The sequence below is a fragment of the Streptomyces malaysiensis subsp. samsunensis genome (assembly GCF_024519315.1).
GTDB lineage: Bacteria > Actinomycetota > Actinomycetes > Streptomycetales > Streptomycetaceae > Streptomyces > Streptomyces malaysiensis.
The window spans coordinates 176548-196292 of sequence record NZ_JANIIC010000002.1 but is presented as its reverse complement, the minus strand read 5'-3'; the positions used below and the strand labels follow the sequence as shown (position 1 = coordinate 196292).

Below are 19745 nucleotides of genomic sequence, written 5' to 3'. Positions count from 1 at the left end.
CGCGCTCGCCGTGCGGTGATGTCCGGGATGCCCGCGCGATGACGTTCGCGGTGTCCGCGCGATCCCCGCGCGGGGACCCGGGCGGTGGCTCAGTCGGCGGACGACGACCGTGCGGCCGGGCGGGTCGCCGCCCGGATCCGGTCCGGCCAGGGTGGACAGTTGACCAGTTCGGTCCACTCGCGGTCGTAGCGCCCGGGTACCGCGCGCCCCGCGGACGCCCAGCGCTCGACCAGCGCGGCGTAGATCGGTACGGATGTGGATGTCTGAACGGTCTGATGAACCGTTCCGTCGCCTTCGGTGCTCCGGTCCAGCGCTCTGCTCGGCTGCGAGAGAGAACGGCGTCGCATCGTCGTCGTCATATTCGGACAACGCGCCCTGCCCCGCCCGGTCACCTTCCGCGAGCCGGTCTCACCCGCATCGGCGGGGTGTCGCACACGTCAGCGACTCTCCGGCGGCATGCCAGGGCGACCGGACCGCGCACCCTTTTCACACTCCGAAATGAAAAGCATTGCCGCATTCATAAAGCCCATTCGCCGCCGGTGTGAGAAGTCTATTGATAACCGTGTCCATTGCAGCCTTTGGCGAATTCCCCCCGGTGCTGTTTCAATTGCGCTGTCCCGAAGACGATCCGAGACGATCCGAGGAGGAGCCGGTGGGGGCTCATGCGCACGGACCCGACGAGGGGCACTGCGGACCCGGGCACGGTGGCCACGCGCACGGCGTGGCGGAGAATGCCGACCGCCGGTGGCTGACCCTCGCCCTCGCGCTGATCAGCGGCTTCATGGCGGTGGAAGTTGTCGTCGGGATCATCGCCCGCTCCGTGGCGCTGCTGTCCGACGCGGCTCATATGCTCACCGACGCCGCCTCGATCGTGCTCGCGCTCATCGCGATCCGGCTCTCGGCGCGCCCCGCACGCGGCGGATACACCTATGGGCTCAAGCGGTCGGAAATCCTTTCCGCCCAGGCCAATGGTCTTTCCCTGCTGCTGCTCGGCGCCTATCTCGGCTATGAGAGCGTGGGGCGGCTGATCGACCCGCCCGAGGTGACCGGCGGTCTGGTGCTGATCACCGCGCTGGCCGGTGTGGCGGTGAATCTCGCCGCCGCGTGGTGCATGTCGAGGGCGAACCGCTCCTCGCTCAATGTCGAGGGCGCCTTCCAGCATGTGCTCAACGACCTCTACGCCTTCATCGCCACCGCCGTCGCGGGACTGGTGGTGGTGACGACGGGCTTCGCGCGGGCCGACGCGATCGCCGGTCTGCTGGTGGTCCTCCTCATGATCAAGGCGGGCGTGGAACTGCTGCGGGCCTCCGGCCGGGTGCTGCTGGAGGCCGCCCCGACCGGTGTCGAGCCCGATGAGGTGGGCGGCCGGCTGGTCGCCCATGGACAGGTGGCCGAGGTGCACGATCTGCATGTCTGGCAGATCACCTCGGGCGAGGTCTCGCTCTCCGCCCATGTCCTGGTCGCGGCGGGCGGTGACTGCCACGCGGTCCGGGAGGACCTGGAAGCGGTGCTGAGCGGCGAGTACGGGATCACCCACACCACGCTCCAGGTCGACCATCTGGACGACCCGGCCGCGCGGGGACGGGCGGACGGGGAGCACTGCCCGACCGCCCACGGTCCGGTGCACCGGGCGGCGTCGTACGGCCACTGAGCGGGGCCGAGCGGCGCCGCTCAGTGGCCGTACGGAAGGCCCGGGAGCGGCATGGCGTTTCCGGGCCTTGATGACGATGAAGCCTTGATGGGCGTATCAGGCGGCGGCCGGCGCGGCGGCCGGCCTGAAGGCCGCTGTCAGAAGCGACTTCGCGAGCTGGGCGACCAGCGCCTCCAGGGCGATCTGGGCCAGCTTGACCAGGACGGTCGTCAGGATATTGGCCATGGGTACCTCACTGGATGGAACACGAGCGGAAGCGAGGCATCCGCTTCCAGTTCGTAGGTTGACCCGGGCCGGGAAGCGGGCGGCGCACACCAGGTAACCATTCGGTGAATGAAAGGAAAGATCTGGGTGAGAAACGCCTGAGATGTCCCGTTCCCGGGTGACGCGTTCAGACCGCGAGCGGCATCCGCCGGGGGAAGAGCAGCCGGGGTGCGACGGCCGCCCCCAGGGTGGCACCGGCCGAGCAGACTCCGACGACCGACCAGGCCATCGGGCCCAGGGGCGTACAGCCGAAGAAGTGGCTGACCACCGGAGTCTCCACGATGGCGAACAGCGTGGCCGCCGACGCCAGGCTGGTGACCAGCACCAGCGGGCTGTGCCAGTCGGTCATGAAGGTCTGGCCCAGCTGGGTGCCGACCAGCGCCGCGAGCCCCATGGTGCTCGCCCGCCGGGCCCGGCCCGTCATCCGTCCGCACTGCCAGGCCGCGGCCGCGCCCAGTGCGGTGGCGCTGCCGCGCACCGCGAGGATACGGCCCAGATCGGAGCCGAACAGCGCGGATGCGGGGCCGCCCACCAGCGGGTCCTCACCGGACTTGGCGCGCTCCGGACGCCGCGCCCGGGCCAGGGCCACCGCGAGGGCGGGCAGCATATCGGTGAGCAGATTCACCAGGAGCAGCTGACGGGTGCCCAGCGGGGCCCGTCCGGCCACCGCCGCGCCGAGCAGGGTGAAGGCGACCTCGCCCGCGTTCCCGCCGACCAGGATCGCCACCGCGTCGCGCACACTGCGCCACAGCGCCCTGCCCTCCCGCAGCGCGTCGAGGATCCGGGTCGGGTCCGGGTCGGTGAGGACCAGGTCCGCGGCGGCGCGGGCCGAGGCCGAGCCGCGTGCGGACAGTCCGATGCCGATGTCCGCGAGGCGGATCGCGGCCGCGTCGTTCACCCCGTCCCCGGTCATGGCCACCACCTGTCCGGCCTGCCGCAGCGCCTGGACGATACGGACCTTGTGCTCGGGGGAGACCCGGGCGAAGACGGTGGTACGGGTGATCCGCTCGACCCGCTCGCCCTCGGGCAGGGTGTCCAGCTCCGCCCCGGTGAGCACCGGCTCGGCGTCCGCGATGCCGAGCTCCCGGGCGATGGCGACCGCCGTGGTCGGGTGGTCGCCGGTGACCATGGCGACGCGTACCCCGGCGTCCGTCAGCCGCTTGACGGTCTCGGCGGCGCCCGGCCGCGTGGTGTCGGCGATGGCGATGAAGCCCAGCAGGGTGAGCTCCCGGGCGATCGCGGCCACTTCCGTTGTCGGCGTGTCGGACCCGGCGGGCCGGGTCTCGGCCACCGCCAGCACCCGCAGCCCGTCGGAGGCCAGCGAGTGCAGCAGGCGCTCGGTGGCGCGCAGCCGTTCCGGGGTCAGTGGCCTGGTGCCGTCGGCCGCCCCCGGGGTCAGTGGCATGGTGCCGTCCGCTGCCCCCGGGGGCAGCGGCCCGGTGTCGTACGCCGCCATCGGGCTCAGTGGCATGGTGTCGTCCGCCGCCCCGGGGCTCAGGGTGTAGGCGCATCGGGCGAGCACGATCTCGGGCGCACCCTTGACGGCCAGGTGCGGGCGCCCGGACTCGGTGCCCAGACACGCCGAGAATCCCCGGCTGGCCTCGAAGGGCAGTTCGGACACCGGACGCCACACGCCGTCCCCGTCGCAGTGCGCCGCCGCGGCGTCGATGACGGCCTGGTCGGTGGCGTGGGCCAGCGCCCGTCCGCCCTCGGGGCAGGCGCGGGCCGCCGTGCGCAGCAGCCGCTCGCCCAGCGCGCTGCCGGTCGGCAGCTCGTGGTCGTACGCGGCGACCCGGGCCACGGCCAGCCGGCCCTCGGTCAGGGTGCCGGTCTTGTCGAAGCAGACGATGTCCACCCGGCCCAGGGCCTCCAGCACCCGTGGCGAACGTGTCAGCACCCCGCGGTGCGAGAGCCGGCGCGCCGCGGCGGACTGCGCCACCGTGGCCACCAGCGGCAGCCCCTCGGGCACGGCGGCCACCGCGATGGCCACTCCGGTGGACAGCGCCTCGCGCACCGGCGCCCCGTGCAGCAGCCCCAGCAGGGTGACGGCGGCGCCGCCGAGGCCGGTGGCGGGCAGCGCGACCTTGGTGAGCGCGGCCAGCCGGCCCTCGATCCCGATGGGCGCGATGGGGCGCCCGGCCAGTTCGGCGGCGCGCCCCGCCTCGGTCTGTGCTCCGGCGGCCACGACCACGGCGTATCCGGTTCCGGCGAGCACCGTGCAGCCCTGGTAGACCATGCAGGAGCGGTCCGCGAGGTCGGCGCCCGGAGTGGCGGCCGGGTCCTTGGCGACCGGCCCGGACTCGCCGGTCAGCCCGGCCTCGTCCAGCTCCAGCCGTTCGCTGACCAGCAGCCTCGCGTCGGCCGGTACGACGTCCGAGGGCCGCAGCGCGACGATGTCCCCGACCCGCAGCTCCTCGGCGGCCACCGTGTGCACCGGGGCGGTGGTCAGCCCCGCGAAGAACACCTCCCGGTCCGCCGCCACCCCGTCCGCCAGGGACATCGCGGGCGCCCAGCCGACCAGCCGGCCGTTCATCCGCTCGCTCAGCAGCAGGCCGCGCAGCGAGCGCTCGGCCCGCAGCCGCTGTGCGCCGCTGATCACCGCGTTGCCCGCCATCACGCTGAGGACGAGGAAGGAGTCCACCCCGGATCCCACCGCCGCGGAGGCCGCGGCGCCGAGCGCCAGCACGGGGGTGAGCGGATCGTGCAGCTCCTCGCGCACCGCGTTCACCAGCGAGGCGGTGTTCCGGGCCAGGGCCACGAAACGGGAGGCGGCGGCCCCCACGGCACCGGCCCCTACGACACCGGCCCCCACGGCACCGGCCCCCATGGCACCGGCCCCCATGGCACCGGCTCCCACGGCACCGGGCGCCCCGGCCCGTACGTCCGTCCCGGCCGCATTGGGCACGAGGCGTGTCGCGTCGGCCCACAGCGCCCGGGAGGACCGCGACGCGCCCGGGTCCCCTGGAGCCGCGCCCGGTTCCCCGGGGCCCGCGCCGTGGGGCGCGCCCGAGCCGTCGGGCGGCTCCGTCCCGTTCTCCCGGAAGGCGCACAGCACGCTGAGGGTCTCCCGCGCGCCCAGGGCGTGCCAGTTGCCGCGGACGCGGGGCGCCGGCGCGGGGCGGCGCTCCACCCGGCGCGCCGCGCGGATCCCGCCGAGCATGGCCAGGAACGCCGCGCTGTACACCGGAGAGGTGGCGAGCCCGGCCACCGCGGGCCGGGTCCCCGCCGCGGCGATCAGCGCGCCGAGCGCGGACCCGCCCGTCGACAGCCGGGCCGAGCGCCGGCTGACCGAGCGCGCGTCCTCCAGGGCCCGCAGGACACGCCACGCGTGGACCAGTCCGGGGCCGCAGAGCAGATCGGCCGACCAGCACACCCGGCCCGCACCGCGCGCCATGACGGCGACGCCGAGATCGGCCGCGCCCAGCGCCTCGTCGTCCGCGCCGCTGATCACCAGCACGCCGTGACCGTCGAGCTGGAGGCGGCGCACCGTGTCGGGGAACGACGCGCCGGGCGGGAGCAGCTCATCGGCCCAGGGAGCGATCTCGTCCGTACTGGCGTGGTGGGTGAGCACCAGTCGCCGCGCGCCGCGGCGGGCCGCCGCCACCAGGGCGTCGGCCAGTGGGTCGAGTTCGCAGCCGATCCGGACCCGGGCCTGCCGCCGGCCGTCCGCGCCGTACAGGTCCGCGGTCAGGGCCGGCGGACTCGCCGGGAGCGCCGCGGGGAGTTCATGGGGCCGCTCCAGCCGCCAGGGTCCGCGCGTCCAGGGCCCGTCGCCGGACAGCTCCCGCAGCGGGCGGCGGTCCAGGACGGACTGCGCGGCGCTCCATGCCTCGGCCTCCCCGAGGTCGCCGACGGCGGCGACCGACAGCAGCCGCGGCCGGCCGGCGCACAGCACCCGCGCGTCGATCAGCACCGCCGACACGCGGTCCAGCAGCCGCAGCGCGGTGCCGTCCATGGGCACCACACCGTCCCGCGCCAGTACGTCGCCCAGCCGGGCGGCGAACGCCTCCCGGCCCATCGCGGCCGCCTTCGGCACGGTGGCCAGCAGCGCCTTACCTGCCTGCTCGAGGTCGCGGGTCCACGCCAGCAGCCCGCCCGCACCGGACAGCGAGGCCAGCGAGGTGCGGTCGACACAGGTCTCCACCGGCCCGGGAGGCAGGGGAGCGGGCCGGGGTGCGGCCGGGCGCGAGCGCTCCGGGAGCCCGTCGCCGTCCGCCACCAACTCGGGCTCGCGGCGCCGCCATACGGTCTGCCGGCCGCGGATCTCGGCGAGTTGCAGCAGACGTTGCAGCGCGTCCAGGGCGAGCGGGGCCTCGCCCCTGGTCAGGGCGTGCACCACGGCGTTCGACACGCCGATCAGCGCGTCGGCCTGGGCGCGGCCGAGCCGGGACTCCAGCACACCGCGCAGCCGCGGCTGGATCTCCGCCATCACCGTCGGGATCCGCAGCGTGGGGGAGAGCGCGGGCCGCATCGTCACCCGCCGGATGGCGGCCGTCGCCAGGCCGAGGCAGTCGGCGGCGAGCGCGGTCGCGGCGAGCGTCGCCGGTGTGGAGGCGAACGGCGGTTGCGGACGGCCCGCCGGGAAGTCGTCCGCGCCCGTCCCATGGGCCGCCTCGACGCGTTCGACCACCTCCAGTACGTCCTCGGGGCCGAGCTCGTCCTCGTCGAAGTCGACCAGCACCTGGCCGAGCGACGCGTTCACCCCGGCCCAGTTGACGCCCTTCACCTGCCGCAGCGCGGACTCCAGCTCATGGACCAGCCGTTCATGGCCCGCCCCGTGGCCGGTCAGCCCGCGTACCTCCATATGGGCCCGCCCCGCCCGGGTCCACACCCGCCGGCTGGTGCGCCGGTCGCCGGTGTCGCGCAGGACGTCGGAGATGTCCGCGAGCCGCAGCCGCAGACCGCTGATTCCGCGGGACGGTGCGGAGACGAGGCCCGTGAGCGTAGTGATGGGCAGCACCCGCTGCTCTCCCCTCGGTCCTGGTATGCCGGGTTCGTGAAATCGGCCTATACTTACCTAATTCCGCCATAAAGTAATCAAAGGGGCATCTGGCAGGAGGAAGGCGTGAGCGCAGCGACGACGACACCCAAGACCACCGACACCCGGAAGACGGGCACGTCCTCCGGGAAGAACGACCGCACGGTCACCTTCACCGTTCCCCGTGTCGCCATGGCCACGGCGAATGTGGCCGCGGTGCCGATCAGGACCGCACGGCGGGTCCTGCCCGCCAAGGGCGGGCTTCCGCTCTACCTCGGCCTCGGCGCGATGGGCCTCGCCGGAGTGCTGGAGTGGCCCATCGCGGTGGGCGTCGGCGTCGGCTACGCCGTGCTGCGCAACCCCCCCGCCGGGCGCCGAGACTCCGAACGCGAAGGGCGCCGCCGCCTGAGTGTCGGCCGGCCTGGTGTCACACCCGCGGCGAGTCGTGGTCTTCCAGCCTGACCGGCGGCAGGAACTCGCCCAGCAGGGTCCGGTGCCACCAGGCCCCGGTGGCCCGCCGCTCCGCCGGGGTGGTGAAGCGGTAGAGATACAGCCGCGCGCGCAGATGGGTGGGCGGCGCCCCCGGGAAGGGCGTGGCCCGCAGCAGGCGCACCGTCGCCCGGTCGTTGACCAGCAGCTTGCCGATCAGCGGGGTGAACCACGACCCGGCGTAGGCCGGTGAGATCCCCGCGAACCACATCATCCAGTCCAGCCGCAGATGGTACGGGGCGTACTGGCGCGGCATCCGGCGCACATCGCCCGGCTTGCCCCGGAACTCGTAGTCCTTCCAGACCGTGTCCGGGGTGAGCACCGCATCGCCGGTGCCCTGGATCACCACTTCCTGCCGACTGCGGTTGACGCTGCCGAAGGCCCCGTAGGTGTTGACCAGGTGCAGCGGGTTGAACGAATAGTTCATCAGCTGGCGGCCCGACAGCAGATTGCGGGCCGGCCAGTAGCTGAGCACCAGCACCAGCGCGGTGGCCGCCAGCACCACCGCCTCGTACCAGACCGGGGGAGCGGCGAGCTCCGGCGGCCCGGGCAGCCCCAGCAGCCCGGCCGCCCGGCGCCCGTCGACCGCCGGGAGGGCCAGCAGGATCGTCAGCCAGTTCAGCCAGGAGAAGTTCCCGGACGCGACCAGCCACAGCTGGGTGACCACGACGATCCCCGCGGCCACGCTCGCGACCGGCTGCGGGGTGAACAGCACCACGGGCACGATCAGCTGCGCCGTATGGTTGGCCGCCACCTCCACCCGGTGCAGCGGCTTCGGCAGATGGTGGAAGAACCAGCTCAGCGGACCCGGCATCGGCTGGGTCTCATGGTGGTAGTACAGACAGGTCAAGTCCCGCCAGCAGCGGTCCCCACGGATCTTGATCAGCCCGGCGCCGAACTCCACCCGGAACAGCAGCCAGCGCAGCAGCCACAGGATGAGCACGGGCGGCGCGGTGCGCCCGTTGCCCAGGAACACGGCGAGGAACCCCGCCTCGAGCAGCAGGGACTCCCAGCCGAAGCCGTACCACACCTGTCCCACATTGACGATCGACAGATACAGCAGCCACAGCACCAGCCACGCCACCATCGCGACCGCCAGTGGCGCCCGGTCCCCGGCCCCCACCAGCAGCGCGACCGACAGGGCGGCCCCCAGCCAGGCGCAGCAGACGAAGAACCGGTCGGAGTAGTGCAGATGGAACAGGCTGGGCGAGCGCCCGAACGGCACCTGCGCGAGGAAGCGCGGCACCGGGGTCAGCCCGCGCTCGCCGAGCAGCGCCCGGCCCTGCCGGGCCGCCACCACAAAGGCGATCAGATAGACGGCGGCCAGACCCCGTTGGAAGACCAGCCGGCTCAGCCAGTAGTCGGATGAGGTGAACCACTCCATGGGGGCCGCTCCCTGGGCCTGTCTGCGGTTGGCCTGCATGTATCCGGTACCACCTCCGGCGGGTGCCCGCCATGCGCACGGGTCTGCGGCGGTGCGGAGTTCGCCCGGTAGGGGGCCTAGGGGGGTGATGGGTTAGGGGTTATCCGTGCCGTGCCCGGTCCGTAGCGTCGAAGCCCGGCATGGATCCGGAGGGAACCACTCAATGCTTCTTCTCGAGCACCGCCTTCTTCGTGAGCACTGCCGCACCCCGCGAACCGCGACGACAGCGACGGCACCGGCGAAGGCGGCGGCCGCGTGGGCCGGGAGACCCGGATGACCGAGCACCCGGTCCGGACACCCGGTGGCCGGCCCATCGGGACCCTCGGCACCGGCTCGTATCCGCCCGCCGGGACCGTGTCCAACGAGCTGGTGGCCGAACGCGCGGGGACGACCCCGGAGCGGATCTCCGTTAAGGCCGGGATCCACAGCCGTTGTTACGCCGCCGACCACGAGGCCACCTCCGATCCCGCCGTGGAGGCTGCCCGCGCCGCCCTCGCGGACGCCGGGATCCGCGCCGATCAGCTCGGCCGGATCGTGGTCGCCACCTCGACCCCCGATCACCCCCGGCCCGCCACCGCCTGTCCGGTGCGGCACCGGATCGGCGCTCCGGGCGCCGCGGTCCGTGAGCACACGCAAGGTACCGGCCAGTGAAAGGACTCATCGGCATGGCACAGCGCTTTTCCACCGTCGCGGTGTTCGGGCTCGGCACCACCGGCCGCCACCTCGTGGACGCCCTGGTCCGCGGCGGCCGGCGGGTGATCGCCGTGGAGCGGGACGAACCGGCCCTGCGGCGCGGCCGGGAGCGGGTGACCGCGGCGGAATCCGCCGTCGAGTTCACCACCGACCCGGCGGCCGCCGCACGGGCCGATCTGGTGGTCGAGGCGGTCCCCGAACGGCTGGAGACCAAGCGCCGGCTGCTCGCCCGCGCCCACGCCGAGTGTCCGCCGGAGACGGTGTTCGCCACCACGACCACCGGGCTCCCGGTGACGGAGATCGCCTTCGGCTCCGGGCGGACCGACCGCACGGTGGGGCTGCACCTCTTCCCGCTGGGACCCGACCGCGAGGCCCCGGCGGTGGAGGTGGTGGGCACCCCGCTCACCGCGGACGCGGTGCTGGCGGACGTCCGGGAGCTGATCCGCGACCTGGGCCGGATCCCGGTGCCGGTGGCCGACCGGCCGGGCTTCATCGGGGGCGCGCTCACCATGGCGTACCTCAACAACGCGGTGGCCATGTACGAGCGGCGCTACGCCTCGCGCGACAGCATCGACACCGCCATGACCCTGGGCTGCGGACTGCCCATGGGGCCGCTGGCCCAGCTGGACGCCATGGGCCTGGACACCGCGCGGGACTCCCTGGAGGCGCTGTACGAGCGCACCGGTGATCCGCGGTACGCGCCCGCGCCCACCCTGGCCCATATGGTGACGGCCGGTCTGGTGGGGGTGAAGGCGGGCCGCGGCTTCTACGAGTACGGGGCGGGCGGCGCGGCGCGGGGTGGCGCGGCGGACGGCCTGGGCGAGCCCGTACCGGCCCGCGCCGTGCGGCGGATCGGGGTGGTGGGCTCGGGCACCATGGCCGTCGGTATCGCGGAGGTGTGCGCGCTCCGGCTATCCGACGGCGCTGGTGGCCCGGAGCGAGCGGCGCGCGAAGGAGGCGCGGCCGCCGTGGAGCGCTCGCTGGAGCGCGGGGTGCGGCGCGGCAAGCTGGCGCCCGGGCTGCTCACCGAGGCGATGGGCCGGCTGACCGCGGGGTGCGAACTCCAGGCGCTCGGCGCCTGCGACCTGGGGTCGAGGCCGTGGCCGAGGGCATCGACGTCAAACGGGGCGTCTTCGCCGATCTGGACCGGGTGTGCGCACCGGGGGCGGTGCTCGCCACCTCCACCTCGAGCCTGCCCGTCATCGAGTGCGCGATGGCGACACGGCGGCCCGAGGACGTCATCGGGATGCACTTCTTCAACCCGGCTCCGGTGATGCGGCTGGTGGAGGTGGTGCACACCGTGCTGACCTCCAAGGAGGCCCTCGGCACGGCGCACGCGCTGGCCGCGGCGCTCGGCAAGCGTGCGGTGGACTGCCCGGACCGGGCCGGTTTCATCGTCAACGCCCTGCTCTTCCCCTATCTGAACAGCGCGGTGACGATGCTCGACGAGGGCTGGGCCACCGCCGATGACATCGATACGGTGATGGCGGCCGGACAGGGCTATCCGATGGGGCCGCTGCGCCTGCTGGATGTGATCGGCCTGGATGTCTCCCTCGCCATCCAGCGCACCCTGCACGGCACCTTCCGGGATCCGGCCCTGACCCCGGCCCGCCATCTTCAGCGGCTGGTCGAGGCGGGTCACCTGGGCCGCAAGGGAGGGCGGGGGCTGCACCTCCATGAGCGATGACAATGGGCGCGCGGATGTCATTGGAACAGTGCGGCGGCGGGTGGCGGCAAAACCCTCGAAGCCGTCACGGCTCATGCGGCGAAGGCCGGAGCCCTCGTCCTCAAGGCATACGGCACCTCGGCCGACCGGGCTCCGCTCGGCACGCTGCGCCAGCTCCTGGACTCCCCCCGGCTGCCCAAAGCCACCGCCGACCATCTGCACCGGGCCCTCGACCAGGCCCCTCCTCGGCGTCGCACAGCCCTGTGAAACCCCTGGTGGCGATCGCGCCGACGCAACCCCGACCCATGTTCAGGGAGCCCGCGAGTTCCGCGCCGCACTCCATGAACTCGCCTCCCGCGAACCGGTGGTGATCTGCGTCGACGAACTCCAACTCGTCGACGCGGCGTCACTTCAGTACCTGCTGTATCTGGCGACCCGTTCGCGCTCCGCCAAACTCCTCATGGTGTTCGCGCAGGCGACGGACAGCGAGCAGAAAGACGCCGTCTTCAATACCGAACTGCTGCGTCAGCCCAATTTCCAGCGGCTGCGGCTGGAGAGGCTGTCCTGGGAGGAGACCGCGCAGCTGCTCACCACCCGGCTGGGGCTTCCGGATTCGGCCGATGTGGCCTACAGCTGGTATGAGGTGAGCGGCGGTAATCCGTTGTTGCTACGCGCGGTGATAGACGATTACCGCACCGCGGGGGCGCCGCCACGGCGCGGCGGCGCGGTGGAGCCCGTGGTGGGCGACATGTTCGTCCAGGCCGCGCTCACCTGTGTCTACCGCAGCGGGCGCATCGTCTCCCGGCTGGCCGAGGGTATCGCGGTGCTCGGCGCGTCCACCTCCCTCGAACTCCTCGGCCGGCTGCTGCGCACCGGCCCCACCGGAACCCGGCGCGGAGCCGCCGCGCTGGACGCGGCCGGCCTCGTCGACGGGCTCGCCTTCCGCCACCCGTACGTCGAGGCCGCGGTGCTGGAGGACATGGACCCCGAGGCCCGGCTGGACATGAACCGCCGCGCGGCCGTACTGCTGCACCAGGGCGGCGGGGCGACCCTCGCCGTGGCCCGCCATCTGCTCGCCGCCCAGTCCGCCGACGAGCCCTGGGCGGTGCCGCTGCTGCGGGACGCCGCGCAGCAGGCGCTCGCCGAGGACGACGCCAAGCTGGCGGTCGCCTGTCTGGAGCTGGCGTACTCGGCCTGCGAGGACGAGGAACTGCGGGCCGGCATAAGGATCGGCACCGCCGGGATCATGTGGCGGCTCAACCCGTCGGCGTCCGAGCGGATGCTGGCGGAGCCGCTGGCCGCGCTGTACGCCGACCGGCTGCCCGCCGCCCATATCGGGCGGCTGATCGAGCTGTTGCTCGCGCACGGCCGGATCGAGGAGGCGCGCGGCGCCATCGGCCGGCTCAACGCCGTCATGAGCAACGCGGGACCCGCCTCGATGTCCCAGTTCCGGATGACCGCCCGCTGGGCCCAGGAGTCCGGTGCGCAGGACCGGGCCCTCGGGGCCGCGGCGCGCCAGGGCGAGGACGCCGGCGCCACCCGGGCGCAGCTCAGGTCCCGCAGACCCTCCGCGCTGTCGACGATCACGGCCGCGTTCAGCGGCTTCTTCGGCCGCGGGGGGAGCGAGGAGTCGCCGGTGGCCGCGGCGGAGAAGGTGCTCGAGGTCCCGCCGCTCACCGACGCCACCTTCGAACCCATCGTCAACTCGGTGAACGCACTGGTGTACGCGGGCCGCCCGGACAAGGCGGCGCCGTGGTGCGATGCGCTGATGGACGAGGCCGAGCGGCGCCGGGCGCCGGGCTGGCGGGCCATCTTCGACTCGATCCGGGCCGAAATCGCCCTGCGGCAGGGCAATCTCGTGGAGTCGGCGGCCTATGCGACCACCGCCCTGGAGATCGTGCCAGGCCGCGACGGAAGCGTCTTCATCGGCGGCCCCCTGGCCAGCCAGATCCTCGCGTACACGGCGATGGGCAAGTACGACGCGGCGGCCCGGCAGCTGAGCCGCCCGGTCCCCGAGGCGCTGTTCAAGAGCATCTACGGACTGGGCTACACCCGCGCCCGCGGCTGTTACTACCTGGCCACCAACCGCATCAACGCCGCGCTCGGCGAATTCCTGATGGCCGGCCGGCTCGCCCAGCTGTGGGAGCTCGACCATCCGGCGCTGCTGCCCTGGCGCTCCGACGCCGCCGAGGCATGGCTGGAGCTCGGCGACCGGGAGAAGGCCGCGAACCTGGTCTCCGAGCAGCTGGCCAGGAACGGCGCCGGGGACTCCCGGGTCCGCGGGGTCTCGCTGCGGATACTGGCCGCGGCCGGGGACATCGAGAACCGGTCCCGGCTGCTGGGCCAGGCCGTGGAGGAGTTGCAGTGCTCCGGCGACCGCCTGGAGCTGGCCCGGGCGCTGGACGATCTGGGCCGTACGCTGCGCGGCTCCGGGGAGCTGGGGCGGGCCGACGCCATCATGGGCCGGGCCTGGCGGATGGCCAAGGAGTGCGGCGCCGAGGAGCTGTGCGCCCGGATCCGCCTCGACTCCGGTCTGGAGGCCCGCGATCCACGGCCGGTGGTGCGTCCGGTGTCCGGACCGCTCGGCCCGAAACCCGCGGTGCCGCAGTCCCTGGGGACCAAGCTCAGCGAATCCGAGGCCAGGGTCGCCGCCCTGGCGGTGGACGGTTATACGAACCGGGAAATAGCCGCCAACCTGTTCATCACCATCAGCACGGTCGAGCAGCATTTGACGCGGGTCTACCGCAAGCTGAATATAAGGAGCCGACAGCAGCTGCCGACCGCGCTGCGGGCCCAGGTGGATGAAATCGCCTGAGCGATGACGGGGGCGATGTCCCGCGGAAGGGGTGGCCGCATGAGGCCACCCCTGTTCCATGCCCACCCCTGATTACCCCCCTATCGCACCGGCAGACCTGGAGCGCGGGCCGACGGCGTTGATAGCTTCTGGCCGCATGAAGGGCATAGTCCTCGCCGGAGGAAGCGGTACCCGACTGCATCCTTTGACACATGCGGTGTCGAAGCAGATCCTTCCCGTCTACAACAAACCGATGATCTATTACCCGCTGTCGGTGCTCATGCTCGGCGGTGTCAGGGAAATCCAGATCATCTCGACCCCGCTCCATGTGGGGCTGTTCCGCGCGCTTCTCGGCGACGGCGGCCGACTGGGCCTTTCGATCGAGTACGCCGAACAACCCGATGCCAATGGAATCGCCGAGGCATTCATCATCGGAGCCGAATTCATCGGCGATGACCAGGTGGCGCTGGTCCTCGGCGACAACATCTTCCATGGGCCCGGATTCTCGAAGATGCTGCACCATGAGGCAAGTCATGTCGACGGCTGTGTGCTCTTCGGCTACGGAGTCAAGGACCCCGAGCGCTACGGTGTCGGAGAAATGGATGAGCACGGTCGGCTGATCTCCCTCGAGGAGAAGCCGGCCGCACCCAAATCCAACCTCGCCATCACCGGTCTCTATCTCTACGACAACGACGTCGTGGACATCGCCAAGAACGTACGGCCCTCCGCACGCGGCGAACTGGAGATCACGGACGTCAACCGCGTCTATCTGGAACGCGGAAAGGCCAGGCTCGTGGGGCTCGGCCGCGGATTCGCCTGGCTGGACACCGGAACCCATGACTCGCTGCTCCAGGCGGGCCAGTATGTGCAGCTTCTGGAACAGCGCCAGGGAGTGCGGATCGCCTGTCTCGAAGAGATAGCCTTCCGCATGGGGTTCATCGACGCCGCCGCCTGCTATGAGCTCGGAGCCGAGCTCGGCAAGACGGACTACGGAAAATATCTGATGGATATCGCGGTCAATCACCGCTGAAGGGTTGTCTCCAGTGCGCATAGTTGTGACCGGCGGCGCGGGCTTCATCGGCTCCCACTTCGTCCGGCAGACCTTGACAGGGGCGTACCCGGCGTGGGCGGACGCCCAGGTCGTGGTGGTCGACAAGCTCACCTACGCGGGCAGCGAGGCCAACCTCGCCGAGGTCGCCGACAGCCCCCGGCTGCGCTTCGTCCGCGGCGACATCTGTGACGGCGAACTCGTCGGCGAGCTGCTGCGGGGCACCGATCTGGTGGTCCACTTCGCCGCCGAATCACATGTCGACCGCTCGATATCCGGCGCCGAGGAATTCGTGCGCACCAATGTCCTGGGCACGCACACCCTCCTCAACGCGGCCGTGAACGGGGAGGTCGGAAAATTCGTCCACATCTCCACGGACGAGGTCTACGGCTCCATCGAAAGCGGCTCCTGGAGCGAGGAGGAACCGCTGGAACCCAACTCGCCGTATTCCGCTTCCAAGGCGTCATCCGATCTGCTGGCCAGGGCCTTCCACCGCACCCACGGACTGCCGGTCTGCGTGACCCGCTGCTCCAACAACTACGGTCCCTACCAGCACCCCGAGAAGGTCATTCCGCTCTTTGTCACCCACCTCATGGACGGCAGACCGCTGCCGCTCTACGGCGACGGCGGAAATGTGCGGGACTGGCTGCATGTGGACGACCACTGCCGCGGTATCGCCCTGGTCGCCGAGAACGGCCGACCGGGCGAGGTCTACAACATCGGCGGCGGCACCGAACTGACCAATCTGGAACTCACGGAACGGCTGCTCGAACTGCTCGGCGCCGACCGGTCGCTGATCGAGCGGGTGCCCGACCGCAAGGGCCATGACCGCCGTTACTCGGTGGACATCGCGAAGATCTCCGCGGAACTCGGATACCGTCCCGAGATGTCATTCGAGAACGGTCTCGCGGAAACCGCCAAGTGGTATATGGCTCACCGCGGTTGGTGGGAGCCGCTCAAGAAGATATGACCACCCCTACACCTGCGGTTAGGGGTGGATGCGGTTAGGGGTGGTTGAGTCGACTCCCGCCCCATACCGTCGACTTCCGGATCATGGTCAGTCCAGTCGCGTCGTATCTCAACTGAGAGAAGAGTCTGAGGTCGTGATGTCGGAGAACTCCCTGGTGCGTGACGGGCACATCGCGGTCATCGGTATGGCATGTCGCGTGCCGGGCGCATCGACCCCGGATGAGTTGCGGCAGTTGCTGCGCAATGGAGAGAGCGCCATTACTCGGATCCCGGCGGACCGGTATGCCGATGAGCTGCGGGACGCCGGCATTCGATTCGGCGGGTTCGTCGAAACGGCAGCGGAGTTCGATCCGGAGTTCTTCGGGATTTCCCCCCGCGAGGCACTGGCGATGGACCCCCAGCAGCGGTTCGCGCTGGAACTGTGCTGGGAGGCACTGGAAAATGCCGGACTCCTTCCCGCACATCTCGAAGGCAGCCGCACCGGAGTCTTCATCGGCGCGATCGCCGATGACTACGCGACGCTGGTCCACCGGCGCGACCCGGCCGCCATCACCCAGCACACCCTCACCGGTCTGAACCGCGGCATCATCGCCAACCGCGTCTCCTACGCCCTCGGGCTGCGCGGCCCCAGCGTGGCCGTGGACACCGGGCAGTCCTCCTCGCTGGCCGCCGTACACCTGGCCTGCGAGAGCCTGCGGCGCGGCGAGACCGAGACCGCCGTGGCGGGCGGCGTCCAGCTCAACCTCGCCCCCGACAGCTTCATCGCCGCCTCCCGGTTCGGCGCGCTCTCCCCGGACGGCCGTTCCTACACCTTCGACGCCCGCGCCAACGGGTATGTGCGCGGTGAGGGCGGCGGTCTCGTCGTGCTCAAGCGGCTCCCGGACGCGCTGCGCGACGGCGACCCCGTGCTGTGTGTGATCCGCGGCTCCGAGGCCAACAACGACGGCGGCGGCGACAGCCTCACCACCCCCGCGGCCCACGGGCAGGAAGCCATGCTGCGCGCCGCCTACGAGCGCGCCGGGGTCGACCCCGCCAAGGTCCAGTACGTCGAACTGCACGGCACCGGACCCAAGGTCGGCGACCCGGTCGAGGCCGAGGCGCTGGGCGCGGTCCTTGGCGCCCGCAGGGCCGACGACGCGCCCCTGCGGGTCGGCTCCGTCAAGACGAACGTGGGCCACCTCGAAGGCGCGGCGGGCATCACCGGCCTCATCAAGACGGTGCTCTCGCTCGCCCACCGCGAGCTGTTCCCGACCCTCAACCACGAGACGCCGAACCCCGCGATCCCCCTGGACACCCTGGGCCTGACGGTCCAGACCAGCCTTGACGCCTGGGCCACCGAGGCGGACGCCCCACGGCTCGCGGGCGTCAGCTCGTTCGGCATGGGCGGCACCAATGTGCACATGGTGCTGGAACAGGCACCCGCCGAGAACCCGACCCCGGCCCTGACCCCGGCCCCGACCCCGGAACGGCCGACGGCCCCGGACGCGGTGCCGTGGGTGCTCTCGGCGCGCGGTGAGGGGGCGTTGCGGGCTCAGGCGCGGCGGTTGCGGTCGTTCGTCGCGGAGCGGCCGGAGCTGGGTGCGGTGGATGTGGGGTACTCGCTGGCGTTGACCCGGTCCGCCTTCGGTCACCGTGCGGCGGTCGTCGGCCGTGACCGCGAAGCTGCTGAGGGGCCTCGACGATCTGGCCGCGGGCATGGTCCCGGGCATGGCGACGAGCGGCGGTGGGACGGCGTTCCTGTTCACCGGGCAGGGTGCGCAGCCGCTGGGTATGGGGCGGGAGTTGTACGGAGCCTTCCCGGTGTTCGCGGTGGCGTTCGATGCGGTGTGTGCGGAGTTGGACCGTCATGTGGATGGTTCGGTGCGGGATGTGGTGTTCGGCGGGGATGCGGTGGCGTTGGACCGGACGGTGTTCACACAGACCGGGCTGTTCGCTTTGGAGGTGGCGCTGTTCCGGTTGGTGGAGTCGTGGGGTGTTGTGCCGGATTTCCTGGTGGGGCATTCGGTGGGGGAGTTGGCTGCGGCGCATGTGGCGGGGGTGTTCTCGCTGGCGGACGCCTGTGCGCTGGTGGCGGCCCGGGGGCGGCTGATGCAGGCGCTGCCCGAAGGGGGCGCGATGGTGTCGCTGAAGGCCGCCGAGGCGGATGTGACACCGCGTCTGGCCGGTTACGAGGACCGGGTGAGCGTGGTGGCGGTCAATGGTCCGGCGGCGACGGTGATTTCCGGTGAGGAGTCGGCGGTGCTCGCGGTGGCGGAGGCGGTGGGGGCCAAGAGCAAGCGGCTGAGTGTCTGCGGGACCATCTGGAGGAGCGGCCGGAGCTGCGCCCGGCGGAGGTCGGTTACGCGCTGGCGACCAGCCGCTCGGCCTTCGGCCACCGGGCCGTGGTCGTCGGCGCCGAGCGGGAGGAGCTGCTGCGGGGCCTGGCGGAGCTGGCCTCGGGGGCGGCCCCGGAGACGGTGGCCGACACCGGGAAGACGGCCTTCCTGTTCACCGGCCAGGGCGCTCAACGGCCCGGAATGGGAAGCGAGTTGTATGCGGCCTTCCCGGTGTTCGCGGCGGCGTTCGACACGGTGTGCGCCGAGCTGGACCGCCATCTCGACGGTTCGGTGCGGGAAGTGGTCTTCGGCGCGGACGCGGAGCCGCTGAACCGGACCGTGTTCACCCAGACCGGGTTGTTCGCCGTCGAGCTGGCGCTGTACCGGCTGGTCGAGTCCTGGGGTCTGCGCCCGGACTTCCTGGTCGGCCACTCGGTGGGCGAGCTGGCGGCGGCGCATGTGGCGGGGGTGTTCTCGCTGGCGGACGCCTGTGCGCTGGTGGCGGCCCGGGGGCGGCTGATGGACTCGCTGCCCGCCGGAGGCGCGATGGTCTCGCTCCAGACCGGCGAGGCCGGGGTGCTGCCCCATCTGGAGGGCCACGAGGACCAGGTGGCCCTCGGCGCGGTCAACGGCCCGGCCGCCACGGTGATTTCCGGCGAGGAGACGGCCGTCCTGCGGATCGCGGAAGCGGTCGGCGTCAAGAGCAGGCGGCTGCGGGTCGGCATCGCCGCCCACTCGCCGCTGATGGAGCCCATGCTGGAGGAGTTCGCCAAGGTCGCCGGTGAGCTGTCCTATGCCGCCCCCCGGATCGCGGTGGTGTCCAATGTGACCGGCGAGGCGGTGGCGGAGGAGCTGTGCTCGCCCGAGTACTGGCTGCGCCATGTGCGGCAGCCGGTGCGTTTCCAGGACGGGATGCGGTTCCTCGAGGACCGAGGCGTGACCCGCTATGTGGAGGTCGGCCCGGCCGGTGTGCTGTCCGTGATGGGCCAGGAGTGTGTCGCCGACGCCGGTGCCGCCGCCTTCATCGCCCCGCTGCACGAGGACCGCGACGAGGCCGAAGCGCTGCTGGCCGGGGTCGGCCGGGTGCACGCCCATGGCGGCGCGGTGGACTGGGAGATGGTGTTCGCGGGCCGCGGCGCCCGCCGGGTGGAGCTGCCCACATACGCCTTCCAGCGGCAGCGCCACTGGCTGGACGGCCCCGACCGGGCGGGCGATGTGACCTCGGCGGGTCTTGGCGCGGCCGGGCATCCGCTGCTGGGCGCCGCCGTCGAACTCGCCGACACCGACGGCCTGGTGCTCACCGGACGGCTGTTCCTGGCCACCCAGCCCTGGCTGGCCGACCACGCCGTCTCCGGTACGGTCCTCTTCCCCGGCACCGCCTTCCTGGAACTGGCCGTCCAGGCCGGACCAGGTCGGCTGCGACCAGGTCGAGGAGCTGACCCTCCAGGCGCCGCT

At 72.1% G+C, this 19745-nt stretch carries 10 protein-coding genes and 4 pseudogenes; 10 read left to right on the top strand and 4 right to left on the bottom strand.

All coding sequences use genetic code 11. From position 1 onward, the window contains the following. Positions 1-89: 89 nt before the first annotated feature. Entirely contained in the window at positions 90-347 is a 258-nt protein-coding gene (locus NQU54_RS02075; protein WP_069860792.1) for a hypothetical protein, read from the bottom strand. Between the two features lie 305 nt (positions 348-652). On the opposite strand from NQU54_RS02075, the gene NQU54_RS02070 reads away from it, so the two are divergent. After that, positions 653-1651 (top strand): cation diffusion facilitator family transporter, encoded by a 999-nt coding sequence (locus tag NQU54_RS02070; protein ID WP_257629462.1) that lies wholly within the window; start codon positions 653-655, stop codon positions 1649-1651. A 96-nt stretch (positions 1652-1747) separates the two neighbouring features. On the opposite strand, the gene NQU54_RS02065 is transcribed toward NQU54_RS02070, so the two are convergent. Then, positions 1748-1876: a hypothetical protein gene (locus NQU54_RS02065; protein WP_257629461.1), complete on the bottom strand. Its 129-nt coding sequence runs from the start codon at positions 1874-1876 to the stop codon at positions 1748-1750. 166 nt (positions 1877-2042) lie between these two features. Next, the gene (locus tag NQU54_RS49050; RefSeq protein WP_308408460.1) at positions 2043-6875 is read right to left on the bottom strand and encodes an HAD-IC family P-type ATPase; all 4833 of its coding nucleotides are present in this window, start codon (positions 6873-6875) and stop codon (positions 2043-2045) included. Between the two features lie 105 nt (positions 6876-6980). Here NQU54_RS49050 and NQU54_RS02055 point away from each other — a divergent pair, with 105 nt between their 5' ends. Next, positions 6981-7355, top strand: a complete 375-nt coding sequence (locus NQU54_RS02055; protein ID WP_257629460.1) for a hypothetical protein — start codon at positions 6981-6983, stop codon at positions 7353-7355. Here NQU54_RS02055 and NQU54_RS02050 read toward each other — a convergent pair. Next, on the bottom strand, positions 7321-8766 hold the full coding sequence (locus NQU54_RS02050; RefSeq protein ID WP_257629459.1) for a lipase maturation factor family protein: 1446 nt from the start codon (positions 8764-8766) through the stop codon (positions 7321-7323). The genes NQU54_RS02055 and NQU54_RS02050 overlap by 35 nt on opposite strands. A gap of 312 nt (positions 8767-9078) precedes the next feature. Here NQU54_RS02050 and NQU54_RS02045 point away from each other — a divergent pair, with 312 nt between their 5' ends. The 8 genes and pseudogenes from NQU54_RS02045 to NQU54_RS02015 all read left to right on the top strand — a co-directional run. Then, positions 9079-9456 (top strand): beta-ketoacyl-[acyl-carrier-protein] synthase family protein, encoded by a 378-nt coding sequence (locus NQU54_RS02045; RefSeq protein WP_257629458.1) that lies wholly within the window; start codon positions 9079-9081, stop codon positions 9454-9456. Between the two features lie 14 nt (positions 9457-9470). Further along, positions 9471-11185, top strand: a pseudogene (locus NQU54_RS49920) (3-hydroxyacyl-CoA dehydrogenase family protein). 343 nt (positions 11186-11528) lie between these two features. Further along, positions 11529-13979 carry a helix-turn-helix transcriptional regulator gene (locus tag NQU54_RS02035; protein WP_257629457.1) on the top strand — a complete coding sequence of 817 codons (2451 nt, stop codon included), beginning with the start codon at positions 11529-11531 and terminating at the stop codon, positions 13977-13979. 136 nt (positions 13980-14115) lie between these two features. Further along, positions 14116-14988: a glucose-1-phosphate thymidylyltransferase RfbA gene (rfbA, locus tag NQU54_RS02030; RefSeq protein WP_257629456.1), complete on the top strand. Its 873-nt coding sequence runs from the start codon at positions 14116-14118 to the stop codon at positions 14986-14988. Positions 14989-15001: 13 nt separating this feature from the next. Continuing rightward, positions 15002-15976 (top strand): dTDP-glucose 4,6-dehydratase, encoded by a 975-nt coding sequence (gene rfbB / locus NQU54_RS02025; RefSeq protein ID WP_257629455.1) that lies wholly within the window; start codon positions 15002-15004, stop codon positions 15974-15976. Positions 15977-16004: 28 nt separating this feature from the next. Further along, a pseudogene (locus NQU54_RS02020) lies at positions 16005-17582 on the top strand (type I polyketide synthase); the annotation flags it as partial. An 88-nt stretch (positions 17583-17670) separates the two neighbouring features. Further along, a pseudogene (locus tag NQU54_RS49915) lies at positions 17671-18189 on the top strand (acyltransferase domain-containing protein); the annotation flags it as partial. A 74-nt stretch (positions 18190-18263) separates the two neighbouring features. Then, positions 18264-19637 (top strand): annotated as a pseudogene (locus NQU54_RS02015) (acyltransferase domain-containing protein); the annotation flags it as partial. Between the last annotated feature and the right edge of the window lie 108 nt (positions 19638-19745).